The organism is Sphingomonas sp. Leaf37 (assembly GCF_920939475.1).
Lineage (GTDB): Bacteria > Pseudomonadota > Alphaproteobacteria > Sphingomonadales > Sphingomonadaceae > Sphingomonas.
In genome coordinates this window covers 466,194-489,588 of the sequence record NZ_CAKLAX010000003.1, presented here as the reverse complement: position 1 = coordinate 489,588, position 23,395 = coordinate 466,194, and the positions used below count along the sequence as shown (strand labels likewise).

Annotated in this window: 20 protein-coding genes; 8 read left to right on the top strand and 12 right to left on the bottom strand. The window is 67.2% G+C overall.

The window, feature by feature from the left end:
• Nucleotides 1-6: 6 nt before the first annotated feature.
• On the bottom strand, nucleotides 7-1,041 hold the full coding sequence (gene iolG, locus LRA87_RS11990) for an inositol 2-dehydrogenase (protein WP_230631693.1): 1,035 nt from the start codon (nucleotides 1,039-1,041) through the stop codon (nucleotides 7-9).
• A gap of 38 nt (nucleotides 1,042-1,079) precedes the next feature.
• Here iolG and LRA87_RS11985 point away from each other — a divergent pair, with 38 nt between their 5' ends.
• Genes LRA87_RS11985 through iolE form a run of 3 tightly spaced genes read left to right on the top strand, consistent with a single transcriptional unit; the run spans nucleotide 1,080 to nucleotide 5,781 of the window.
• Complete coding sequence (locus LRA87_RS11985; RefSeq protein ID WP_230631692.1) at nucleotides 1,080-3,044, top strand: bifunctional 5-dehydro-2-deoxygluconokinase/5-dehydro-2-deoxyphosphogluconate aldolase; 1,965 nt, start codon at nucleotides 1,080-1,082, stop codon at nucleotides 3,042-3,044.
• Nucleotides 3,041-4,894, top strand: a complete 1,854-nt coding sequence (iolD, locus tag LRA87_RS11980) for a 3D-(3,5/4)-trihydroxycyclohexane-1,2-dione acylhydrolase (decyclizing) (protein WP_230631691.1) — start codon at nucleotides 3,041-3,043, stop codon at nucleotides 4,892-4,894. Before LRA87_RS11985 ends, iolD begins: the two co-directional genes overlap by 4 nt.
• Complete coding sequence (iolE, locus tag LRA87_RS11975) at nucleotides 4,891-5,781, top strand: myo-inosose-2 dehydratase (protein WP_230631690.1); 891 nt, start codon at nucleotides 4,891-4,893, stop codon at nucleotides 5,779-5,781. Before iolD ends, iolE begins: the two co-directional genes overlap by 4 nt.
• Nucleotides 5,782-5,791: 10 nt before the next feature.
• On the opposite strand, the gene ung is transcribed toward iolE, so the two are convergent.
• Genes ung through LRA87_RS11950 form a run of 5 tightly spaced genes read right to left on the bottom strand, consistent with a single transcriptional unit; the run spans nucleotide 5,792 to nucleotide 9,509 of the window.
• Complete coding sequence (ung, locus tag LRA87_RS11970; protein WP_230631689.1) at nucleotides 5,792-6,481, bottom strand: uracil-DNA glycosylase; 690 nt, start codon at nucleotides 6,479-6,481, stop codon at nucleotides 5,792-5,794.
• A complete protein-coding gene (locus LRA87_RS11965) occupies nucleotides 6,482-6,787 on the bottom strand; it encodes an alkylphosphonate utilization protein (RefSeq protein ID WP_230631688.1) in 306 nt (101 codons plus the stop codon). It lies immediately after the preceding gene.
• A gap of 27 nt (nucleotides 6,788-6,814) precedes the next feature.
• Nucleotides 6,815-7,246 carry a pyridoxamine 5'-phosphate oxidase family protein gene (locus LRA87_RS11960; RefSeq protein WP_230631687.1) on the bottom strand — a complete coding sequence of 144 codons (432 nt, stop codon included), beginning with the start codon at nucleotides 7,244-7,246 and terminating at the stop codon, nucleotides 6,815-6,817.
• 42 nt (nucleotides 7,247-7,288) lie between these two features.
• Nucleotides 7,289-8,038, bottom strand: a complete 750-nt coding sequence (locus LRA87_RS11955) for a sulfite exporter TauE/SafE family protein (protein WP_230631686.1) — start codon at nucleotides 8,036-8,038, stop codon at nucleotides 7,289-7,291.
• Between the two features lie 22 nt (nucleotides 8,039-8,060).
• Nucleotides 8,061-9,509, bottom strand: a complete 1,449-nt coding sequence (locus tag LRA87_RS11950) for a S41 family peptidase (RefSeq protein ID WP_443024883.1) — start codon at nucleotides 9,507-9,509, stop codon at nucleotides 8,061-8,063.
• A gap of 216 nt (nucleotides 9,510-9,725) precedes the next feature.
• On the opposite strand from LRA87_RS11950, the gene LRA87_RS11945 reads away from it, so the two are divergent.
• Entirely contained in the window at nucleotides 9,726-10,241 is a 516-nt protein-coding gene (locus tag LRA87_RS11945; RefSeq protein ID WP_230631685.1) for a YciE/YciF ferroxidase family protein, read from the top strand.
• Between the two features lie 38 nt (nucleotides 10,242-10,279).
• Here LRA87_RS11945 and pepN read toward each other — a convergent pair whose 3' ends face one another.
• On the bottom strand, nucleotides 10,280-12,901 hold the full coding sequence (gene pepN, locus LRA87_RS11940) for an aminopeptidase N (RefSeq protein WP_230631684.1): 2,622 nt from the start codon (nucleotides 12,899-12,901) through the stop codon (nucleotides 10,280-10,282).
• 132 nt (nucleotides 12,902-13,033) lie between these two features.
• On the opposite strand from pepN, the gene LRA87_RS11935 reads away from it, so the two are divergent.
• On the top strand, nucleotides 13,034-14,758 hold the full coding sequence (locus LRA87_RS11935) for a M28 family metallopeptidase (RefSeq protein ID WP_230631683.1): 1,725 nt from the start codon (nucleotides 13,034-13,036) through the stop codon (nucleotides 14,756-14,758).
• 112 nt (nucleotides 14,759-14,870) lie between these two features.
• A complete protein-coding gene (locus LRA87_RS11930) occupies nucleotides 14,871-15,689 on the top strand; it encodes an NAD(P)-dependent oxidoreductase (RefSeq protein WP_230631682.1) in 819 nt (272 codons plus the stop codon).
• Here LRA87_RS11930 and LRA87_RS11925 read toward each other — a convergent pair.
• Both LRA87_RS11925 and LRA87_RS11920 read right to left on the bottom strand, forming a co-directional pair.
• The gene (locus LRA87_RS11925; RefSeq protein ID WP_230631681.1) at nucleotides 15,599-16,516 is read right to left on the bottom strand and encodes a DMT family transporter; all 918 of its coding nucleotides are present in this window, start codon (nucleotides 16,514-16,516) and stop codon (nucleotides 15,599-15,601) included. The two genes, LRA87_RS11930 and LRA87_RS11925, sit on opposite strands and share 91 nt — an antisense overlap.
• A complete protein-coding gene (locus LRA87_RS11920; RefSeq protein WP_230631680.1) occupies nucleotides 16,513-17,514 on the bottom strand; it encodes a threonine aldolase family protein in 1,002 nt (333 codons plus the stop codon). The genes LRA87_RS11925 and LRA87_RS11920 overlap by 4 nt, the downstream gene beginning before the upstream one ends.
• A 105-nt stretch (nucleotides 17,515-17,619) precedes the next feature.
• Between LRA87_RS11920 and LRA87_RS11915 the strand changes: the two genes are divergently transcribed.
• Together LRA87_RS11915 and LRA87_RS11910 are read left to right on the top strand one after the other, a co-directional pair.
• Nucleotides 17,620-18,171 (top strand): DUF2721 domain-containing protein, encoded by a 552-nt coding sequence (locus LRA87_RS11915; RefSeq protein WP_230631679.1) that lies wholly within the window; start codon nucleotides 17,620-17,622, stop codon nucleotides 18,169-18,171.
• 52 nt (nucleotides 18,172-18,223) lie between these two features.
• A complete protein-coding gene (locus LRA87_RS11910) occupies nucleotides 18,224-20,044 on the top strand; it encodes a DUF885 domain-containing protein (RefSeq protein ID WP_230631678.1) in 1,821 nt (606 codons plus the stop codon).
• Between the two features lie 54 nt (nucleotides 20,045-20,098).
• On the opposite strand, the gene LRA87_RS11905 is transcribed toward LRA87_RS11910, so the two are convergent.
• From LRA87_RS11905 to LRA87_RS11895, 3 genes are read right to left on the bottom strand one after another with little or no spacing between them, the layout of a single operon-like run.
• A complete protein-coding gene (locus LRA87_RS11905; RefSeq protein ID WP_230631677.1) occupies nucleotides 20,099-20,389 on the bottom strand; it encodes a hypothetical protein in 291 nt (96 codons plus the stop codon).
• 13 nt (nucleotides 20,390-20,402) lie between these two features.
• Nucleotides 20,403-21,113, bottom strand: coding sequence for a cell wall hydrolase (locus tag LRA87_RS11900; protein WP_230631676.1), 711 nt, complete (start codon nucleotides 21,111-21,113; stop codon nucleotides 20,403-20,405).
• Nucleotides 21,094-23,286: a transglycosylase domain-containing protein gene (locus LRA87_RS11895; protein WP_230631675.1), complete on the bottom strand. Its 2,193-nt coding sequence runs from the start codon at nucleotides 23,284-23,286 to the stop codon at nucleotides 21,094-21,096. The genes LRA87_RS11900 and LRA87_RS11895 overlap by 20 nt, the downstream gene beginning before the upstream one ends.
• Nucleotides 23,287-23,395: the final 109 nt, after the last annotated feature.

Sequence of the window (23,395 nt, the reverse complement as noted above, 5' to 3'; positions counted from 1 at the left end):
TGGATCTCAGGGCGCTTCCATCCTGCCCGACTGGACCGAACGACTCGCCGCCAGCGCCAGCGCCAGCGCCGCGACCCCATCCGCGGGCGTCACCAGCGGCGGTGTGCCGTCGATGACGTCGGCGAAATGCGCGATCTCGCTGGCATAGGCCTGCGCATAGCGATCGAGGAAGAAATGCTGGATCGGATCGGTGGTGCCGCCGGTGTCGGTCCAGGTTTCCAGCGCGGTGGCTGCGATGTTGCCGACACGGATCATACCGCGGCTGCCGTACACCTCGATCCGCTGGTCGTAGCCATAGCCGCTACGGCGGCTCGAACTGATCGTGCAGAGTTGCCCCCGCGCCGTGGCGAGGATGGTCCGCGCCGTGTCGATGTCGCCGGCGGCCGCGACGGCCGGATCGATCAGGCAGGCACCGCGGGCGAAGACCTGGACCGGCTCCGCTGCCATCAGCCATCGAGCCATGTCGAAATCGTGGATCACCATGTCGCGGAACAGCCCGCCCGACGTGGCGAGATAGTCGATCGGCGGCGGCGCGGGATCGTGGCTGACGATGTGGATCGCCTCGATCGCTCCAATCGCTCCTTCGGCGATCCGCGCGCGCAGGGTGGCGAAATGCACGTCGAACCGCCGGTTGAAACCGATCAGCACCCGCGCGCCCATCGCGTCGAGCCGATCCGCCGCCGCCCGCGCCGTCGCGAGGTCGAGATCGAACGGCTTTTCGCACAGCACGGCCTTGCCCGCTGCAGCGGCGGCCAGCGTATAGTCGACATGGGTGTCGGTGGGGCTGGCGATCACCACGCCTGCGATGGTGGGATCGCCGAGCGCAGTAGCGACATCGACGGCATGCGCGCTGTGCGCCGCGGCGACCGCCCGCGCGGCCTCCAGCGCCGGATCGGCGACACAGGCGAGCCGCAGCCGCGGATGGGCCGCAATATGGGCGGCGTGGATGGTGCCGATACGCCCAGCCCCGATCAGCGCGATGGCATGCACGTCGTGATATCCCCGTACGATCGCCCGGTTCTTTTCACGCCTGTCGCGCACCGGCAAGCGCCGCGTTGTCGTCTGCCCGGATTGGCCATATGTCGTTGCGGGTGAGCCCGCGCGCCAACCATCCTGCCGGGATCGATTCCCGCCCGCTCGACCTGATCGCAGTCGGTCGATCCTGCGTCGACCTGTACGGCGAACAAATCGGCGGCCGGCTGGAGGATATGGCGAGCTTCGCCAAATATGTCGGCGGCAGCCCGACGAACACCGCGATCGGCGCCGCGCGGCTGGGATTGCGCAGCGCGGTGCTGACCCGCGTCGGGAACGATCACATGGGGCGCTTCGTCCGCGAACAGCTGGTCCGTGAAGGGGTGGCGACGCGCGGCGTGCTGACTGATCCCGAGCGACTGACCGCGCTGGTGCTGCTGGGTATTCGCGATCCCGATACCTTTCCGCTGATCTTCCATCGCGAGAACTGCGCCGACATGGCGTTGCGGGCGGACGACGTCGATCCGGCGTTCATCGCCTCGGCGCGCGCGGTGCTGGTCAACGGCACGCATCTGTCGCAGCCCGGCGTGCTGACCGCGAGCCTGACCGCGGCGCGGCTGATGCGCGATGGCGGCGGGCGGGTCGTGTTCGACGTGGATTTCCGCCCGGTGCTGTGGGGGCTGACCGCGCGCGACATGGGGGAAGAGCGCTTCGTCGCCGATCCCCGCGTCACCGCAACGATGCAGCAGGTGCTGCCGCTCGCCGATCTGGTGGTCGGGACCGAGCAGGAAATCCACATCCTCGGCGGGTCGCTCGACACCCATGCCGCGCTGACCGCGATCCGCCGGCTGACCACGGCGACGATCGTGCTGAAACGCGCGGCGGCGGGCTGTATCGTGTTCGCGGACGCAATCCCCACGGCACTGGCCGACGGGCTGGTGGTGACGGGGTATCCGGCGGAGGTTTTCAACGCGCTGGGCGCGGGCGATGCCTTCATGGCGGGCTTCCTGCGCGGATGGCTGCGGGACGAGCCGCTCGCGATGGCGGCGGCATGGGGCAATGCGTGCGGTGCGCTGGTCGTGTCGCGGCATGGCTGCGCGCCCGCGATGCCGGGGTGGGACGAGTTGTGCGCGTTCCTGGCGCGGAACGACTGGCCTCATCGGCTGCGTGACGATCGCGGACTGGAACAGCGGCATTGGGCGGCGCACCGCGCGCGGCGCTATGATGCGCTGACCGTGCTGGCGGTCGATCATCGCACGCAGTTCGACGACATGGTGCGGCCGCTCGGCGAGCTGGCGCGCGCACGGGTGGCGACGTTCAAGACGCTGGTGCTGCGCGCGACCGACCGGCTGGCGCAGGGCGATGCGGCGTTCGGCGTGCTGCTGGACGGCGGCGATGGCGCGCGCGCGCTGGAGGCGGCGGCCGACCTGCCTTATTGGGTCGGGCGCCCGATCGAGGTGCCGGGATCGCGGCCGCTGCGGTTTGAGGCGGGGCTGGATCCCGCGGTCACGTTGCGCGGCTGGCCGGTGACGCAGGTGGTCAAATGCCTCGTCTATTACCGTGTCGACGACCCGGATGAGCTGCGCGCCGAGCAGGATCGCCAGATGTTGCGGCTGTTCGAGGCGTGCCGGGCGACCCGTCACGAACTGCTGCTCGAGGTGATCGTCTCGGCGCACGGCGCGGTGACGGCGGGGACGACGGCGGAGGTGCTCGATCATTTCTATCGCCTCGGGATCTATCCCGACTGGTGGAAGCTGGAGCCGGCGGGCGATCATGCGACATGGGCCGCGATCGAGGGGGTGATCGCAGCGCATGATCCCGATTGTCAGGGCGTGTTGCTGCTCGGCCTGTCGGCAGCACCGGCGGTGTTGCTCGAACGGTTCGAGGTCGCGGCGGCGTATCCGATCGTCAAGGGGTTTGCGGTCGGACGGACGATCTGGAATGCGGTTGCGGCGGACTGGCTGAAGGGCGCGATCGACGAGGAGGCGGCGATCGCCGGCATCGCCGCGAACCTGCGCGAGCTGGTCGATGCCTGGCGGACCGCCCGCGCCGGCGCGCAGGCCCGCGCATGACCGGCGCGACGATCCGGCTCACCGCGGCGCAGGCGCTGGTCCGCTGGATGGCGGCGCAACGGGTCGAGGTCGACGGCACCGTCGTGCCGTATTTCGCGGGCGTGTGGGCGATCTTCGGCCATGGCAACGTCGCTGCCCTAGGCGAGGCGCTGGCGGCGGCGGGGGACGCGCTGCCGACCTATCGCGCGCACAGCGAACAGGGAATGGCGCATGCCGCGATCGCCTTTGCCAAGGCGCATCGGCGGGAACGGGCGATGGCGTGCACGAGTTCGATCGGGCCGGGCGCGACCAACATGGTGACCGCGGCGGCGCTGGCGCACGTCAACCGCCTGCCGGTGCTTTTCCTGCCCGGCGACGTCTTCGCCAGCCGCCGGCCCGATCCGGTGCTGCAACAGGTGGAGGCGTTCGCCGATGCGACGGTCAGCGCGAACGACTGCTTCCGCCCGGTATCGCGGCTGTTCGACCGGATCGTCCGGCCCGAACAGCTGATCGATGCCTTGCCGCGCGCGATGGCGGTGCTGATCGATCCCGCCGCCTGTGGTCCGGTAACGTTGTGCCTGTGTCAGGACGTGCAGGCGGAGGCGTTCGACTATCCGCTTGATTTCTTCCGTGAGCGAATGTGGAGGCGGCGGCGACCGACGCCCGACCGCGACGAATTTGCGCGGCTGGTGGCGGCAGTGCGCGGTGCGCGTGCGCCGCTGATCGTGGCGGGCGGCGGTGTATTGTATGCACGCGCCGAGGTGACGCTCGACGCACTGGCGCGCGCGACCGGCATCCCGATCGCCGAAACGCAGGCTGGCAAGGGCGCGCTGACGTGGGATCACCCGCAGATGCTGGGCGGGATCGGGGTGACCGGCACGGCGGCGGCGAATGCGGTTGCGGCGGCGGCGGACATCGTCATCGGCGTGGGTACGCGCTTGCAGGATTTTACCACCGGATCGCGGACGCTGTTCGACCCCGACGCGGCGCTGTTCCAGATCAACATCGCGTCGCACGACGTCGCGAAGCACGATGCCGAACCGGTGCTCGGCGATGCCGGCGCGACGCTGGACCTGCTCCACGAGGCACTCACGGGATGGCGAGTCGCACCGTCGTGGCGCGATACCACGCAAGCGGCAGTGGCGGCGTGGAACAGCGCGTGGCGGCAGGCGACGACGCCGGATGCGGCGATGCCGTCCGACGCACAGGTGGTTGGCGCGGTTGCGCGCCACGCCACCGCGGATACGGTCGTGGTCTGCGCTGCCGGGGGGCTACCGGGCGAACTCCACAGATTGTGGCGCGTGCTGCGGCCCGGCAGCTATCACGCCGAATACGGCTATTCGTGCATGGGTTACGAGATCGCCGGAGGGCTCGGTGTGGCGCTGGCGCTGCCGAACCGCGAGGTGGTGGTGATGGTCGGCGACGGCAGTTACCTGATGCTCAATGCCGAATTGGCGACCGCTGTGATGCTCGGCGTGAAGATGACCGTCGTGCTCGTCGACAACGGCGGCTTCGGTTGTATCGACCGGCTGCAGCGTGCGTCGGGCGGCGGCGGCTTCAACAATCTGCTGGCCGACAGTCGTCAGGTCATCGCGCCGCGGATAGACTTCGCCGCCCATGCGCGCAGTCTCGGTGCATGGGCCGAAGAGGCTGCCGATATCGCTGCGTTGGAACACGCACTCGCGCGCGCACGGCTGGCGGATGGTGCGACGGTGATCGTCATCAGGACCGACCCTACACGAGCGGCCGCCGATGGGGGGCATTGGTGGGACGTCGCCATCCCCGCAGTGTCGGAACGGCCGGAGGTAACCGATGCCCGCACCAGATACGACGCGATCCTGAACGCTTCGCGCGGGCGGGGCGGGTCATGACCTTTCGCAGAGGCGTCAGCCCAATCGGCTGGGTGAACGACGACCTGCCGTCGCTGGGAGCCGGTACGACGCTCGACACCATCCTGTCGCAAGCGCGTGCCATCGGGTTCGAGGGCATCGAGCTGGGACACCTGTTCCCGCGAGACCCCGCTGTCCTCCGCCCGATCATGGAACGGCACGGTCTGGCGGTGATCGGCGGCTGGCACGGCATGCGGCTGCTGTCGCACGACGCCGATGCCGAGATCGCGGCGATGATGCCGCATCTCGACCTGCTCGCCGGCGTCGGAGCGACGGTCGTCGTGTCCGCGGAGGTGAGCAATGCCATTCACACCCGGCGGTCGCACCCGCTCGCCGATCGGCCGCGGCTGGGGGAGCGGGATTGGCCCGAATTCGGACGGCGGCTCGACCGCGTCGCTGCCGCGGTCGCCGATCGAGGGCTCCGGTTCGCCTATCACCACCATCTCGGTACGGTGGTGGAGACGGCGGACGATCTCGACCGGCTGCTGGACGCGACCGGACCAGGCGTGGCGCTGACGCTGGACACGGGCCATGCCTGTTATGGCGGCATCGATTCCGTCTCGGTGGTGCGTGCCCACTTTTCGCGCATAGCCCATGTCCACGCCAAGGACGTCCGCTCCGCTCGGCACGCAGCACTGGTTCGCAGCGACGGCAGCTTTCTGGATGGCGTTGCGCGCGGTATCTTCACGACCCCTGGGACAGGCGAGCTCGATTTTACCCCTTTCCTCAAAACGCTGGACAACCTTGGTTACGCCGGATGGATCGTCGTCGAAGGGGAGCAGGACCCGGCCATCGCGGCGCCCGATCTCTACGCGGCGCAAGGACTGGCGACGCTGACGGGCGCTTCGGTAGCGCAATCCCGTCGCTGACCGTGCCCGGCTATGGTGCGAGCGGCAGCGCCCAATCGATCGGTTCGGTGCCATGCGCTGTCAGGAAAGCATTGGCCTGACTGAACGGCCGGCTGCCGAACCACCCCTTGTACGCCGACAGCGGCGAGGGATGGGGGGCGTTCAGCACCAGATGGCGCCCGCCCTGTTCCAGCGTCCGGACGAAGCCCGCCTTCTTCTGCGCATGCGCGCCCCATAACAGGAACACCACCGGTTCCGGCTTCGCGGCGACCGCGCGGATGACGGCGTCGGTGAATCGCTCCCACCCCCTGTCGCGGTGCGACGCGGCGCGCCCGCCCTCGACGCTCATCACCGTGTTGAGCAACAGCACGCCCTGCCGCGCCCAATGCTCGAGGAATCCGTGCCGCGCCGGTGCGATCCCCAGATCGACGTGCAGCTCCTTGAAGATGTTGACCAGGCTCGGCGGCGGCCTGACGCCGGGCCGCACCGAAAAGCTCAGGCCGTGCGCCTGACCCGGCCCATGATACGGGTCCTGCCCCAGGATCACGACGCGCACCCGGTCGAGCGGCGTCAGCTCCAGTGCCCGGAACCGGTCCTCCGCCGCCGGAAACACCTGCTTCCCCGCCGCCGCTTCGGCGTCCAGAAACGCGTGCACGGCGGGCAATCCCGCCAGCGCCTCGGCCAAGGAGGCGTCCCAGCTCGGATCGATCCGCGGCCGCATTCAGCGTTTCCGGACGAACTCGGCGCGCAGCACCAGACCCTTGATCCCGTCGAACTTGCAGTCGATCTCCTGCGCGTCGCCGGTCAGCCGGATGCTCCTGATCAGCGTACCCCGCTTCAGCGTCTGCCCCGCGCCCTTGACGGTCAGGTCCCTGATCAGCGTCACCTGATCGCCATCGCTCAATACGTTGCCGACCGCGTCGCGCACTTGGACGGCGGAATCCGAAGGGGCGAGGGCCGCCGCATCCGCCGCGCTGATCCACTCGCCACTCGCCTCGTCGTATACGAAGGCATCGTCATCCTGCATCGCAACCCCCTTGCTGGAGGCGCGCTCCTACAGCGAAACCTCGCCCTCGTCCTCCCCATCCCAATAATGCACGCGCCGGGCACGGACGTGGATCATGACGAGGCCGGGCGTGTCGATGCCGCGGTCGAACCAGCGGTCGAGGTCGGGCGACCAGCGCTCCTCGAACGCCGCCTTGTCGCGGACCAGATCGGCATGGCCCTCGACCGCCACGAAGAACGGCCGCATCCCCAGCATGCCGGATTTGCCGAGGAAGCTCAGGCTCACCTGCGGATCGCGCTCGATATCCGCGACGGTGCGGGTGTCCTGCATCGTGAAATAATAGCTGTCGCCGTCGTAATCGACCTGCTGGTTGTTGCTCATCGGGCGCGCCGCGATCGCACCGCCGTCGGTGTGGGTGGAGAGCATCGCGAAATCGATATCGCGCATCGCCTTCGACAAATCGGCCAGGGTTTTCGTCACGCATCCGCTCCTTGTGGTTGGCGGGGGAACGCGCGGAGACGCTCAGCCGATCCCGTCCCACATCAGCTTCACGCCCAGCACCACCATCAGGATGTAGACGAGCACGTAGAAGCGCTGCGGGCTCATCCTCCGGATCACCCAGACGCCCGCCAATGTGCTGAGGATCGCCAACGGCAACAAGGCCGCCGATGCGATCAGCGTGGTGCGGTCCAGGGCGCCGAGCGCCAGATAGGCCGGCACCTTCGCCCAGTTGACGATGGCGAACAAGACCGCGCCGGTGCCGACGAAGCGTTCGTGCGGCAGCTTGCGCGGCGCCACCCACATCTGGAACGGTGGGCCGCCGGCATGCGCGATCTGGCTGGCGAAGCCCATGCCGACGCCGAACAAAGTGCCGACCCAGCCCGGCGAGCGCGACGCCGCGACCGCACGACCGCCACGCTCGATCCACAATCGCCATGCGCCGAAGCCGGCGGTGATCGCGCCGAGCATCGCCATCACCGCCTGCGCCGGCAGCATTTCGGCGAACGCCCAGCCGGCAAGGATGCCGATCAGCGCGCCGGGCAGCATCCAGCGGATGATCCAGCCGTCCCACGTCCGCCGGAACGCCCAGACGCTCACCGCATCCTGCACGACGAGGATGGGGAGCAGGATCGCGGCCGCCTGCACCGGCGCGACCGCGAGCGCCAGCAGTGGCGTGCCGAGCGCGCCCAGCCCGGACAACCCGCCCTTGGCGAGCCCGACGAGGATCACCGCCGTGGCGGCGACGATCAGGAAGAGCGGATCGTGCAGCATGACGGGGGTCGGCCCGACCGGTTCAGAACAGGCCCGGCACCTCACGCTGCGCCGGCGTCATGCCAGGGCCGGACGGCAGCAGCGCCTGACGCGTCACCGCCATCGACGCGGTGGTCGCCGCGGCCTGCGTCATCGCGCTTCCTCCGGTGTCGCTGGTGGCGGCGGCCGAGGCGGTGATCCGCGTGCAGCTCTTGCCTTGCAGATAATCGAGCGCCGACCGCGTCGATGCTTCGCGCGGGTCGCCCATCGGATAGCCGAGGTCGTCCGCCGCACGGCAGGTCGCCTCGACCGTGGTGGCGAGACCGTCGTAATAGGCGCCCTGCCGCGACGCATTCTGGAGCGCGAAGGCGATCACGCGCAGGCGGTCGTCGCACGCCGCCCTGTCGAGCGCGATCTGCCCGACCGGCTTGCCGTAGGTATTCGTACCGATCAGCCCGGCGTTGGCGCGCAGATAGGGGATGAAGGCGTTGATGACGAATTCGCTCGCCGAGGCGGTACTGCCGGTGCCGATGAACGCCACCCGCGTCGGTGCGACCGATTGCGGTTGCGGGGCGAAGAACGTCGTTTCGTTCTGCGACGACTTTTCGCTGCGGAAGGTGGTGTAGCTCATCACCTCCGATGTCGCGCGATTGGCGCCGAGCAGGTTGCTCATCAGCTCGGCGACGCGAACGAGGCCGCCGCCGTTGTAGCGCAGGTCGACGATGATGTTGGTGACGCCCGCCGCCCTGAACTGCGCGAAGGCGGCACGCAGGGCAGGGTCCGCAGTGTCGATGAAGGTGCGCAGGTTGACGTAGCCATAGCGCTGGCCGGCGTCGCTGATGATCTGCGCGCCATAACGGCTGGACACCGGGGTCAGCGTGAAATCGCTCTTGGTGACCGTGACGATCCGGGTGCCCCCGGCATCGCGCAGCTGGAATGTGCGCGCCGTACCCGCCGTATTCGGACCCAAAGCGTCGCTGAGGACGCTGCCCCCTGCATTGTAGAGGCTGGAGACGGTCTTCAGATCGCTGGCCGAGGTGCCGATCGCCAGTATCTCCGCACCGCGATCGACGCCTGCCGCGAGCGCCGGGGCGCCCTCGAACGATTCGGTGACGTACAGGCGAGCGCCGCTGTCCAGTGCCAGCCGCCAGCCGAACCCGGCGCTCGATCCCGATGCGTAATAGGCGTTCTCGTCCTTTATCGACGTCAGATAGGTGAAGTAGCGATCCTTGCGTTGTGCCCGCGCGGTCGCGGTCAGCGCGTCGAGGAAGGTGTCGACGCTGGCATAAGGCGTGGGGTCGAGGCTCGCGGGAAGCGTTTCGGGGAACAGATACCATTCGCGTACCTGTGCCGCGACCCAGTCCTGCCGCTCGCGCAGCGTACAGCCGGCGACGGTCGGCGTCGGTGTCCCTCCGCCCGTCGTCGCCGTGCCGCCACCTGCCGAGGCGGTCGACGTCGATCCACCGCCCCCGCTGCCGCAGGCCGCCAACATGGCGGTGATCGCCAGAGCCGTCACCGAACGCCGTACCGCCACGCCCACTCTCCCACCCATTGCGTCGAGCCTAGTCCTCGCCGTCGTGCGCGGCAATCGGCATCGATGATCGAGCCGCTGCCGGTTCGCGCTGATCTGGATCAGGGCGTTTGGCGGCAACCCGGGCCCGCGCCACTCGTTGGCTGCGCGATACCCACCCGATTAGGAGATTTTACCATGGGGCTGTTCAGCAAGGACATCGCGACGTTCCAGGACCTGTACATCCACCAGCTCGAAGACATCTATTATGCCGAGCAGCAGATCACCAAGGCGCTGCCGAAGATGATCGACAAGGCGACCGACGTGCAGCTGCGGCAGGGTTTCGAACAGCATCTACGTGAGACCGAAGGGCAGATCGAGCGCCTGCGCCGCGTCTTCGAACTGGAGGGGATGCAGCCGAAGGGCGTCACTTGCCCGGCGATCGACGGCATCATCAAGGAAGCGAACGAGGTTGCCGGCGAGGTGAGCGACAAAGCCGTGCTCGACGCGGCGCTGACGGCGGCGGCGCAGGCGGTCGAGCACCACGAGATCAGTCGCTACGGCACGCTGATCACCTGGGCGAAGCAGCTCGGCAAGACCGAATGCGCCGCGATCCTCCAGCAGACGCTCGACGAGGAAAAGGCCACCGACGAGAAGCTGACGCAACTCGCCACCAGCAAGCTGAATGCCCGGGCCGAAATGGCGCAGGCATAATATGGTGCGTCATCCCGGCATGGTGCCGGGGTGATGCCTCACCCGAGGCTCTTCGACGCCTGCTCCAGGACATCCCTGGACAGGCCCGGCGTCGCTGCGATCCGCTCCAGTTCCGCCCGCATCAGTGCGGACCGTCCGGCGTCGAACCGACGCCAGCGTCCGAGTGGCGGCAACAGCTTCGCCGCCGTTTGCGGGTTGAGCTTGTCGAGCGCGATGAGCTGGTCGGCCAGAAGCCGGTAGCCCGAACCATCCGCGGCATTGAACGCCCGCTGGTTCGCTCCGAACGCGCCGACGAGGGATCGCGCCCGGTTGGGGTTGGCGAGAGTGAAGTCGGGATGCCGTGCCAGTTCCGCCACCAGCTGCCCGGTATCGTCACGCGACGACAGTGCCTGCGTCTGGAACCATTTGTCGATCACCAGCCCATTGCCGGCATAGCGATTGTAGAAGATGTCGAGTGCCGCCTCGCGCTCGTCGGCGTGGCTGCTGGCCAGCGTCGTCAGGGCGCCCTGACGATCGGTCATATTGTCTGCCGCCTCGAACTGACGGAACGCGATCGTCGCGGCATCGTTCGCGCCGCTGGCCGAGATATAGCCCAGCGCGACGTTGCGCAGGCGACGATGGCCCTTGGCGGCCGGGCTGTAGACATAGGGCCCGGCGGGCGCCTGTTCGTACGCCTCGCGCCACTGGTCGGCGAGGCGTACGCCCAATTCGCGCCGCAGCGCCTCGCGTGCGCGAAAGATCGCTTCCGGATCGACCAGCGCCAGCTGATCGCCGATGAAGCTTTCCGACGGCAGCAGGACCGCTTCCGCGACGAACGCCGGATCGAGCGTGCTGTCCGCAAGCGTGTTGCGCACCGCGGTGACGACCGCGGCATGGTTCGGCGTTCCTTCGATCGTCGCAGCCACCAGCGTGTCCAGCATCAGCTGCTGCATCGCCTCGTACCGCGCGAACGGATCGTCGTCGTGTGCGCTCAGGAACCCCAGTTCGGCGGCACTCCGATCGCTTTCGATGATCACCGGTGCCGAGAATCCACGGTTGATGGACAGAACCGGGCGCTCCGTCACGCCCTCGAACACGATCGTGCCCGACGCCTGATCGAGCAGCACCAGTTGCTCGTCGATCAGGGGCTTGCCCGTCTCGCCGCCGAACAGCTTGATCCTGAGTGGCAGGACCATCGGCTGCTTGTCGGGCTGGCCGGGCGTACCGGGCACGTGCTGCGCCAGTCGTAAAGTCGCGCGGCCGTCCCCTGCCTCGTGGCTCAGGCTGGCGGCGACGCGCGGCGTACCCGCCTGGCTGTACCACAGGCGGAATTGCGACAGGTTCCGGCCGCTCGCCTCTTCCATGCAGGCGACGAAGTCCTCGCAGGTCGCGGCCGTACCATCAAAGCGGGTGAAGTACAGATCGGTCGCCGCCCGGAACGCCTGCGGGCCCAGGATCGTCGCCATCATCCGGATCAGTTCCGCCCCCTTGTTGTAGATGGTGGCGGTGTAGAAGTTGCTGATCTCGATATAGCTGTCGGGGCGAACCGGATGCGCCAGCGGGCCCGCATCCTCGGGGAATTGTGCTGCGCGCAGGCCGCGTACGTCCTCGATCCGCTTTACCGCGGCCGATCCCTGATCCGCCGAAAAGCCCTGGTCGCGGTAAACGGTGAACCCTTCCTTCAGGCTCAGCTGGAACCAGTCGCGGCAGGTGATGCGGTTGCCCGACCAATTGTGGAAATATTCGTGCGCGACAACCGCGGCGATCGCGTCATAGTCGTAATCGGTTGCAGTGTCGGGATCGGCGAGGATGTAGCGGCTGTTGAAGATGTTCAGCCCCTTGTTTTCCATCGCGCCGAAGTTAAAATCGTCCACGGCGACGATGTTGAATACGTCGAGATCGTATTCCCGGCCATAGACGCGCTCGTCCCACGCCATCGACAGCTTGAGCGCATGCAAGGCGTGGTGCGTCTTGTCGATGTCGTCGCTACGCACCCAGATGCCGAGATCGACCGTGCGGCCCGATTGCGTGGTGAAGCTTCCCCGGTTGACCGCGAGGTCGCCGGCGACCAGCGCGAACAGGTAGGATGGCTTGGGGAAGGGGTCGTTCCACTCAGCCCAATGGCGTCCGCCGTCCAGATCGCCCGCATCGACCGGATCGCCGTTCGCCAGCAGCACCGGATAGCGCGCCTTGTCCGCGATCAGTCGCACCGCATAGCGGCTGAGCACGTCGGGCCGGTCGGGAAAATAGGTGATGCGGCGGAATCCCTCCGCCTCGCATTGCGTGCAGAGGATCCCGCCGCTGGCATAGAGTCCCATCAGCTGCGTGTTCCGTTCGGGTGCGACGACGACCTCGGTCTCGACGACATGCGCATCGCCGTCGAGCGGGATCACCAGCTGTTCGCCCTCGATCCGCCAGTCGTTCACCGCGGCGCCATCGACACGCACCGCGACCGGCTCCTGCCCCGCACCATCCAGCCGCAGCGGCTCGCCCGCCATGCCGTTGCGCGTGACCGACAGCGTCGCGACAATACGGGTCGCGGCGGGATCAAGGTCGAACACCAGCCGCGTGTCCGGCACCAGCCATGCGGGCGGCCGGTAGTCGTGCCGGCTGATCGATCCGTCGCTGCCCGGTGCAGGGGCGTGGGCGGGCTGGGCGATGACTTGCGAAACGTCGAGCATGGTACCTTTATAGGTACGCATACGCCCGCTGCCAGCGATTAGTCCGCCGTGTTCGCTCGGGCTTCGGCGTGTCTTGCACGCGGCCGTCGCACTGTTACGCTATCGTCATCGCGTAGTTCAGGAAATTCCCACATGATCCGCATCACCGGCGCGCTCGCCGCGCTGCTTTTCACCACGTCCCTTTCCGCCCAGACAACCCCTGCCCGGACGCCTCCGACCCGGACAATTCCAGCCCGGATTGTCCCTGCCGCTCCGACCCCGCAGGACCCCGCCGCGGCGAACGCCCTGCTCAACAAGGCGCTGCCTGCCGATCAGGCGGCGATGAAGGCACATGTCATGTTTCTGGCGTCGGACGCGATGAAGGGGCGTGAGGCCGGCAGTCCCGAATTCGATATCGCCGCGCAATATGTCGCTGCGCAATTCTACGCCGCCGGTCTGAGACCGGCGGGCGATGCGGGCGGTTATCTGCAACAGGTGCCGCTCGTCCTGTACAAGGCGGCGGACAAGGGCGAAATGCGCTGGACCGCGCCGGGGATTGCGGCGCAGGCACTGGTGTTCGGAGAAGATTTCGTTCCCTCCGCGAACCCGGCCAAGGCGGAAACCAGCGTCGCGGCACCGGTCGTCTTTGCCGGTCGCGGCGTCGTCGCGCCGCAATATGGCGTCGACGATTACGCCGGTGTCGATGTACGAGGCAAGATCGTCGCGATCTTCTCAGGATCACCGACCAGCTTCGCGGGCGAGGAGCGCTCCTATTTCGGATCGGCGGCGACCAAGGCGCAACTGGCCGCCGCGCGCGGCGCGGTCGGTATCGTCATGCTCGACGCGCCACGCGCGGGGCCACGCCAGCGGCCGTTCTCCGCGCTCGCAGCCGGGTATGCCAGTCCACGCATGACATGGGCGACGCCTGCGGGGGTCGGTACCAGCCCGGCACCTTCGACCCCGGTGCTCGGAACGCTGAGTCAGGCAGGTGCGACCAAATTGTTCGCCGGCAGCAAGACGCCATGGGCGGCGATCGTCGAACAGTCGAAGGTCGACAACGCGCGGTATACCGCGATGCCGTTGACCGGGACTCTGGCGGTGACGACCCGTACCGGCTTCACGCCGGCGGCGAGCAGCAACGTGGTCGGTATCGTTCCGGGCAGCGATCCCAAGGTCGGCAAGGAAGTGGTGATCCTGTCGGCGCATCTGGATCACATCGGGGTCAATGCGAGGGGCGAGGGTGACCGGATCAACAATGGTGCGCTCGACAATGCGATCGGCATCGCCAGCCTGATCGAGGAGGCGAAGCGCTTCACCGGTAGCGGCAAGCCGCCAAAGCGGACGGTGATGTTCCTGGCGGTGACCGGGGAGGAGAAGGGGCTGGTCGGCTCAGACTATTTCGTCAATCATCCGACCGTGCCGATCGAGACGATCGTCGCTGACGTCAACCTCGATATGCCGGTGCTGCTCTACACGTTCGAAGACATGATCGCATTCGGCGCGGATCGTTCGACGCTGGGGCCGATCGTGGCAAGGGCGGTGAACGGGGTGGGTGTCGGCCTGTCGCCCGATCCGATGCCCGAACAGGGCTTCTTCGTCCGGTCCGACCACTTCAACTTCGTTCGCAAGGGGATTCCGTCGGTGTTCCTGTGGCCCGGTATCAAGGGTGCGGGCCGGGCGCCGTTCGAGGAGTTCCTGGCCAAGCGTTACCACCGGCCGGGCGACGATCTGACCCAGCCGATCCTGTGGGATCAGGGCGTGCGCTTCGTCGCGACCAATTACGCGATTGCGCGCGGCATTGCCGACGGCGCGGAACGGCCGTTGTGGAATAAGGGCGATTATTTCGGCACAACGTACAAGGGTGCGATGGCGAAGTAGAGATGCGCGGATCCGTCAGCATGGCTGCGAGTATGCACGCACAGGATGGCGATGCGGCGCCGTCCGTGACCCTGTGTCCCTGCGTGCGCAGGAACCCGGGCGAGGCAATGCCATGCTGCTGATCTTCGGGCTCGGCTACACCGCCATCCGGGTCGCCGCCGCATGGCCCGCGCCCGTCGTCGGCACCACGCGCGACGGGCGGGAGGGGAGCCTGCGCTTCGACGATGCGTCGTCAGTATTGCCGGCGATCGCGGCGGCAACGCATATCCTGTCGTCCGTTCCGCCGGCGGACGATATCGACCCGGTTCTCGCCCTTTATGGCGAGGCGCTGGGTGGCAAGTGGCTCGGTTATCTCTCGTCAACCGGCGTCTATGGCGATGCGGGCGGCGCTTGGGTGGATGAGGGCGCGCCGACCGGTGGCGGACGTCGGGCTGCGCGTGCGGCGGCGGATGCGGCATGGCTGGAACGTGGCGCGCGCGTGTTCCGGTTGCCCGGAATCTATGGGCCCGGCCGTTCGCCGATCGACCGGGTGCGGCATGGCAAGGCGCATCGCGTCGGCGTATTGGAACAGGTGTTCAGCCGCGTCCATGTCGACGACATCGTCGCCGGGGTACTCTCTGCGACGACCGCGCCGGCAGGCGCGTACAATCTGGCCGACGACCGGCCCTGCTCGCAGGACGATGTCGTCGTCTTCGCCGCCGGGCTGATCGGCCTGCCGCCACCGCCGCTGGTCACGCTGGACACGCTGTCGCCGATGGCACGCGGTTTCTACGCGGAGAACAGGCGCGTCGCGAACGGCAAGGCCAAGCGGGTGCTCGGCTGGCGCCCGGCCTATCCCGATTACCGGTTGGGCCTGCGCGCCCTCAATGCGATGACCAGTCCGACACCGGCCAGCGCCGCGCCCGCACCAGCGAGCGGCGACCAGCGATAGCCCTCGAACAGCGTCGACAGCAGCATCGCGATTACCGGCACGATCACGCTGGAATAGGCCGCCTTCGCCGGCCCGATCTCGCGCAGCACCTTGTAATAGAGCGGGAAGGCGAAGGCCGACCCCGCAAGTCCCAGGTACAGGATGCCGGCCCAATACGCCGCACGCATCTCGACCACCGGCGGGCCGGTGAGCCACCATGCCGTCGCGCCGTCCAGCGCCGCGCCCAGCAGCATCGCCACCGCCAGCGTCGCCATCATCGGATAGCGTCTCGCGGTCGGCGTCGCCTGCAGGACATTCGCCATCGAGGCGGCGAGAATGGCACAGCCGGTGAAGCCGATCCCCGCCAGCGTTGCCGCCGATCCTGCCGGCCCGGTGCGGGCTTCATGCACGAATAGCAAGGCAATCCCCGCCATCGCCACCGCCGACCCAGCGATAAGCTGCCCGCCCATCCGCTGGCCGAGCAATATGCGTGCAAACAGGGCGTTCGGGACGAGCAGGATAGCGAACACCACCGCGACCAGCCCGGACGTGATGTAATGTTCGGCGCGGTAGACGAAATTGAAGTTCAGGCAGAATTGCAGCAGGCCTATTGCCGCCGCAAACGCCCAGCCCCGCGCATCCAGTGTGAACCGTTCGCCCTTCATCGTCGCGACGATCGCCATTGCGACGCCCGCGACGATGAAGCGATAGGTGACCGACCAGCTCGGCGGCACGACACCCAGCTGATCGCGGATCACCAGCCACGTCGATCCCCAGATCAGCGTGACCAGAGCGAAGGGGACGAGGATCGCCGCGCGCGTCGATCGTGGCGGCGGAGCGTTCTTCACAATCGCGCGATCGCCGCTGCCAGCAACGCGACATGCTCCGCCGGGCTGTCCCACGCGGTCACCAGCCGGATCTCGCCCGCCGCCCAGTCATAGAAGTCGAACCCCTGCGCCCGCAGCGTTGCCGATTCAGCGGGGGTGGCGCGCAGAAACACTTCGTTCGCCTCGACCGGATGGACCAGCCGTGGGCCGGCCGCCGTCGCCAGTTCGGCCGCGCGTGCGTTGGCGGCGCGGGCATTGGCGAGCCACAGGTCGTCCTCCAGCATCGCCAGCACCTGCGCCGCGAGATACCGGCCCTTGGAGAACAGCAGCCCCGCCCGCTTGCGCCGGTACAGCGTCGCGCCGGCCAGTTCGGGCTTGAAGAACACCAGCAGTTCGGCGCTCATCGCGCCGTTCTTGACGAAGCCGAAGCTGAGTGCGTCGACGCCCGCCTGCCACGTCACCTCGGCTGGCGCGCAGCCCAGCGTCGCCATCGCATTGGCGAAACGGGCGCCATCCATGTGCAGACCCAGCCCGCGTTCGCGCGCCAGGTCGCCGATCGCCGCGACCTCGTCCGGAGTGTAGACGCGGCCATATTCGGTCGCATTGGTGATAGATATGGCGTGGGGCTGGACGCGGTGGACGTCGTTGGCGATCGCGTCGATCACCGCACGGATCGTGTCGGGCGTCAGCTTCGCACCCTCGCCATCCGCCAGATACAGCTTGGCGCCATGGGTGTAGAATTCGGGCGCACCGCCCTCGTCGTTCTGGATATGGGCGTCGCGATGGCAGACGATGCCGCCGTGTGGGGGGCACAGGGCTGCCAGCGCAAGGCAGTTCGCGGCGGTTCCAGTTGCGACCCACAGGGCGGCAACATCCGTCCCGAACAGGTCGGACAGGCGCGCATCGAGCGCCTTCGACCGCGCGTCGCCATCATAGGCGGTATCGAGCGTATTGGCCTCGGCCAGCGCGGCCATGACCCTGGGATGCACCGGTGCGGCATTGTCGGAGAAGAAACGCATCGGTCCGCATTGCTGCGCCGCATGAACAGCGTCAACGGTGCAGGTGCGGCTCATCGCCGACCTGGGGCACGCCATGTCGATAAAACATAATGATCTCAATCAGTCATGAGGCACGAAGTGGTGCCGTCGACGTTCACGCATCGCCACTGTCCCAGCATCGGATGCGAGATGACGCAGCTTGCCGACGTTCTGAAAGCCATTGGGCCAAATGCCTCGATCGTGTTCGCTGCGTGGATTTTCATGGGGTTCCTGCAGCAGCGCTACGACAGCGCGATCGATCGCTATCGCGGTGCGGTCGGCGATTACCGGTCCGGCGATCATGATGCGGCGCGTACCGACAACCTGCGCGATCAGGTCGTCGCCTATCGCCGCCGCTGCCGGCTGATGGGGTTGGCGCTGCTGACCGGATTGTTCGCGGCGATTCTGCTGATCGCCTCATTGATGTTCGGGGCGCTCGATGTCATCGTTCCGCGGGTGTCCGCGATCGCCTGGGCGGGTACCGCAGCCGCGCTGGTCGGGTTCGGCCTGGTCATCGCAGCGGCACTGATCGTGGTGCGCGAATCCCGCCTCGTCACCCGAGAACTGGACAACGAACTGCGCGACATCCCCGATCTTGCCGAGGGGACCGGTCACCGGGCTGGCGCCGCGCCGCGTTGAGTTTTTGCACAATCCCTGCGGCTTGCTAAGCAGGCCGCAAAGGGGATCGTTGATGCGTCATCTGTTCGCGGGCCTGCTGCTCGCCACCACCAGTATCACGGGCATCGTCACGCCCGCATCAGGGCAGGCGCTGCCGCCGCCGGTCGCAATGTCCGGAGAGGGGCCGGAAGATGCCCGCCTCAAGCGCTTGTTCTACGACAGCGACGAGCGTGACCTCGCGCTCGACCCCATCAGCGCGATCCTGCGTGGCGACATGCGTTACGCGGATCGCTTCGGCGATTACCTGACGGACGTTGCGACAGCGCGCGAGAAGCGCAACCTCGAAGCCGATCTCGCCGCGCTGAAGGCTATCGACCGGGCAAAGCTGACCCGCGTCGACCAGCTCGCCTATGACGTTTTTCATAACACGTTGACGATCAATCTGCGTGGTTACGATCCGTCGATCCAGTCGGTCACGCGGTTGTTGCCGATCAACCATTTCGGTGGCTTCCAGACCTTCTACCCCGATTTCGCCAGCGGCAAGGGCGGCGCGCCGTTCAAGACGATCGCCGATTACGACAACAACCTGAAGCGCAACGCCGGCTATGCCGCGCTGTACGATCGGATCATCGCCCGCTTCCGTGAAGGCATGGCGAAGGGCGTCGTCCACCCGCGCCTCGTCGTCGAGAACATGATCGCGCAGTTCGACAATCTGATCGCGCAGGGGGTCGAGGGATCGGTCTTCTATGCGCCGGTTACGATGTTCCCCGCCGACATCTCGGCCGCCGATCGCCAGCGCCTGACCGCGGCCTACGCGGCACAGATTCGCGACGTGATCACGCCTGCACACCGCAAGATGCGCGATTTCCTCAAGACCGACTATCTGCCGAAGGCGCGCGCCACCGTCGGCCTGTCGGCGATGCCGGGCGGTGCGGCGCTATACGACTATCGGATCGAGAACAGCACGACGCTGCCGCTGAAGGGGGAGGCTGTCCACCAACTCGGCTTGTCCGAAGTCGCACGGATCACGCGCGAAATGGAGGCGCAAAAAACCGCCGCCGGCTTCAAGGGAACGCTGCCCGCCTTCTTCGACTATTTGCGCACCGAAAAGCGCTTCCAGCCAAGCAGCGCCGAAGAAGTCCGCCGTGATTACGAGGCGATCGGCAAGCGCGTCGATGCGCGCGTCCGCGAACAATTCGCGCTGATCCCGAAAACTCCGCTCGAAATCCGTCCGGTCCCCGATTACCGCGCCAAGAGCGATGCGGCCGGCAGCTATCAGGACGGCACACCCGACGGGAAGCGGCCGGGCATCTTCTACTACAACACCTACGACCTGCCGAGTCGCTACACCTGGGGCATGGAGACGCTGTACCTGCACGAGGCAGTGCCGGGACATCATTTCCAGATCGCGCTGGCGCAGGAGAACACCGCGCTCCCGGCCTTCATGCGCTTCGGCGGCAACACCGCCTACGTCGAGGGGTGGGCGCTGTATGCCGAGACACTGTGGAAGCCGCTGGGCATGGAAACCGACCCCTATCAGCGGATGGGTGGCCTCAATGACGAGATGCTGCGCGCCATGCGGCTTGTCGTTGATACCGGTATCCATGCCAAGGGCTGGAGCCGGGATCAGGCGATCGCATACATGCTGGCGAATTCGCCGATGCCGAAGACCGACGCCACTGCCGAGGTGGAGCGCTATATCGCGATTCCCGGGCAGGCGCTGGCGTACAAGATCGGCCAGTTGACCATCCTGCGCCTGAAATCCGAAGCGCAGGCGAAGCGGGGGGCGGCATTCGATCCGCGCGCCTTCCATGCCGCCGTGCTCGATAGCGGCTCGCTGCCGATGCCGGTGCTGGAAGCCAAAGTGCGTAGCTGGATCGCCGGGACGAAGTGAGACGTGCGAGGGGGCGAGCGGCGTTCGCCTCCCCCGTTCAGTCGTCGATCCGCATCAGTGCATGCGTTCGGTTAGCACGATCTCGCCCTCGACCTCGATATCCTCGTCGCCGATCGCATTGTCGTCGGGCATGTCGAATTCGGCGCTCCAATCGTAGACCTTCTCCTGCCCGCCGCCCTCGACCCAGACGCGCACCGCACCTTCGGTGATCTCTCCGCCCATCGCACCGACGAAATCGGTGACCAGCGCATCGGCGGCGCTTTCATGATCGGTGACGCCGGGAATGCTTGCTGCCTCGATCTCCTCATCCATCTCGATGATCTGCGCCCAGAAACGTTTTGCCATCGTCCGTGTCCTTTCAGGTCCTGACGTAGAACAGGTGAGATCGCACCCGCGCCACCTTCGTCAGCGAATCGCGCCAGTACGGCACCATCCAGTCCGTGTGATAATGCGTCGCCCGGCCGACATCGGCAAACACATAGCCCGACAGCGCCCGGCGCGCGGTGCGGCGGGCGGCGGTCCAGCCGGTGTAGATCGTGCGGCGGCGGATCGATCCATCGCAGGTGAACGAGAACTGGCAACCCGTGCTGCGGCTCGACCCCTGATAGACCACGCCGCAGATCGTCTTGGGGAAGCCGGATGCGCGAACCCGATTGAGCACGACCTGCATCACCGCACGCTGGCCGCGGCTGTCATCGCCCGCCTCGTACAGTGCCGCGGTGGCAAGGCAGTCGGCCGCCTGTTCGCGCGCTGCCGGACCACCGCGGAAGCGGTAGCGCGCGGCGGGCCGCCGCCGGTCGTCGTCGATCGGCACCGCCGCGTTGGAGGCGCGCGCTTCCGCCATGGTCAGCGGTTTGGCGACGTTGGGCGTGGGTGGGGTGAATGGCCACGGGTAGATTGCGCCGGCGGCGACGATGACGATCGCGACCACGCCGAGCAGCAGCAGCCAGCGTTCCGACGACAGATCGCCGGCCGTGCGGCGGCGCGTCGTAGGTCTGCGGGGAGGAGGGCGTCGTTGCGCCATTGCGATGCCGTTCGAGCGCTTGCCGTTAGAAGCCGCCGCCCTCATCACCCTCATCCTCCGCGCTGCGCCGGTCGCGCGGCGTGGGTGGCGGTGGCGGTCCGCGGTCGCGACCGCCACCCGGCGTGATGCTGATGCTGCCGTCACGGCCCATTTTCATCTGGAGCCCAAAACCGTCCAGCGCCCCTTCGACCTGCGGGATCGCCTCGCCGACCGGATCCTCGACCATGTCGCCATTGTCCATCGCATCGGGGGCGGCAGCCTCCTCCTCTACCAACACGGGTGCCGCGACGGGCGCGATATTGAGCGCGGAGACCATGAACTGGCGCCACATCTGTGCCGGGATGCCGCCGCCGTGCAGGCCGGGATTGGGCGTGCTGTCGTCGTTGCCGACCCAGACGCCAACGACCAGATCGCCTGCGAAACCGATGAACCAGGCGTCGCGATTCTGTTGCGACGTACCCGTTTTGCCATAGGCGTCCATCGTCAGCACCGCCTCTCGCCCCGTCCCGCGGATCGATGACGACAACAGATCCAGCATATTGTTACGAATGTCGTCGGGCATCTTGCGACTGCCGCCGGTCAGCGACTGATACCAGCTCTTGTTGCCGCCCTTGTCCTCCAGTCCGCGTGTCGAGACCGGGTAACTGCCGTTGGCGATCGCCGCATAGGCGGCGGTGAGTTCCAGCAGCGACACTTCCGCTGTGCCAAGGCCGATGGTTGCCTCGTTCGGTATGGGCGTCGAAATGCCCAGATCCCGCGCGGCCTTGATGACGTTCCGGACGCCGACTTCCTGGGTCAGCCGCGCGGCGACGACGTTGGACGAACGGGCAAAGGCTCGGCGCAATGGAATCTGGCCGAGATAGCGGCCGTCGTCGTTCTTGGGCTTCCACCCGGCGATCTCGACCGGATTGTCGTCGGCCATCGTATCGGGCGTCATCCCGGCGCGCATCGCGGCGAGATAGACGAACAGCTTGAAGGTCGATCCGGGCTGACGACGCGCCTGCGTCGCGCGATTGAACGGGCTCTTGCCGTAATCCTTGCCGCCGACCATCGCGACGACGCGGCCATCGCGACGCATCGCAACGATCGCCGTCTGTGCCTGCCGCAACCCCGCCTGCCGGACGACGCGTTCGGCGGCGCGTTGCAGGCGACGGTCGAGCGTGGTCTTCACCGTCGCCTCGGTCTTGATCTCGCCTGCCTGATCGCGCGCGTCGGGCAAAACCCAATCGGCGAAATAGGTGCCGCTGGGCAATGTCGTCGGTCGATTGGCGAGCACGCGCTGCGGCTGAACCGCCACGCCCTCGGCTTTGGTCAGGAACCCGGCTTCGACCATCGCGCGAACGACGAGCATCTCGCGCTTTCGCGCCCCTTCGAGGTTGCTGGTCGGTGCAAGGCGCGACGGTGCCTTGACGAGGCCCGCCAACATCGCTGCCTGACCGATGTTCATCTTCTCCGGCTCGCGACCGAAATAATGTTTCGAGGCGGCCCGAAGGCCATACACGTTGTCGCCGAAATAGACGTTCGACAGGTAGCGCGAGAGGATTTCGTCTTTCGACAGCCATGCCTCGAGCCAGAAGGCGATCATGACTTCGCGGATCTTGCGCGCGGCGGTGCGGTCCGAATCGAGGAAGGCGTTCTTCGCGAGCTGCTGCGTGATCGTGCTGCCGCCCTCGCGCACGCCGCCCGAGCCGACGTTGTGGACGAACGCACGCAGGATGCCGCGCGGGTCGATGCCCCAATGCGACTGGAAGCGGCGATCCTCGATCGCCATGAACGCCTCCGGCACATGCGCCGGCAGTTTTGCGGCATCGACCGGGGTATCGATGATCGCGCCGCGGCGGGCGATCGGTGTGCCGTCGTCGGCGGTCAGCGTTATCGACGGCGGGGTAGGGGGCTGGAGCGACTTGCTGAGCGGCGCGGTAACCGCCAGCCAGCCGATCGCCAGCACCAGCAGGACGATGCCCGCGGCGAACCCGCGCAGCACCCAACGGCCGATGTTACGTGGCCGGCGTGGCGGCGTGCCATCGTCGCCGCCTGCAACGTCATCGACGAATCCATCGAAGCGCCCCGCCAGTCGATCGTCGCGCAATCGATCGTCATGGGGGCGTTCCCATGCGGAAGCAGGTTCGTCGTCCAGCTGGTAGCGCTGGCCGATCGGTGTGCGGCGTGTGGTATCGACGGGTTCATGACGCATCGGCTCGTCCCAGCGGTCAGCCATGAGGTGTATTATAATCCTAAAACAGCTGACGCAAGAGCGAGTGTGTGCGTGATTTCGGCCGTTTTATCGTGCCCGGCGGCCGAACGCCAGCGACTGGCGTGGCCGGATA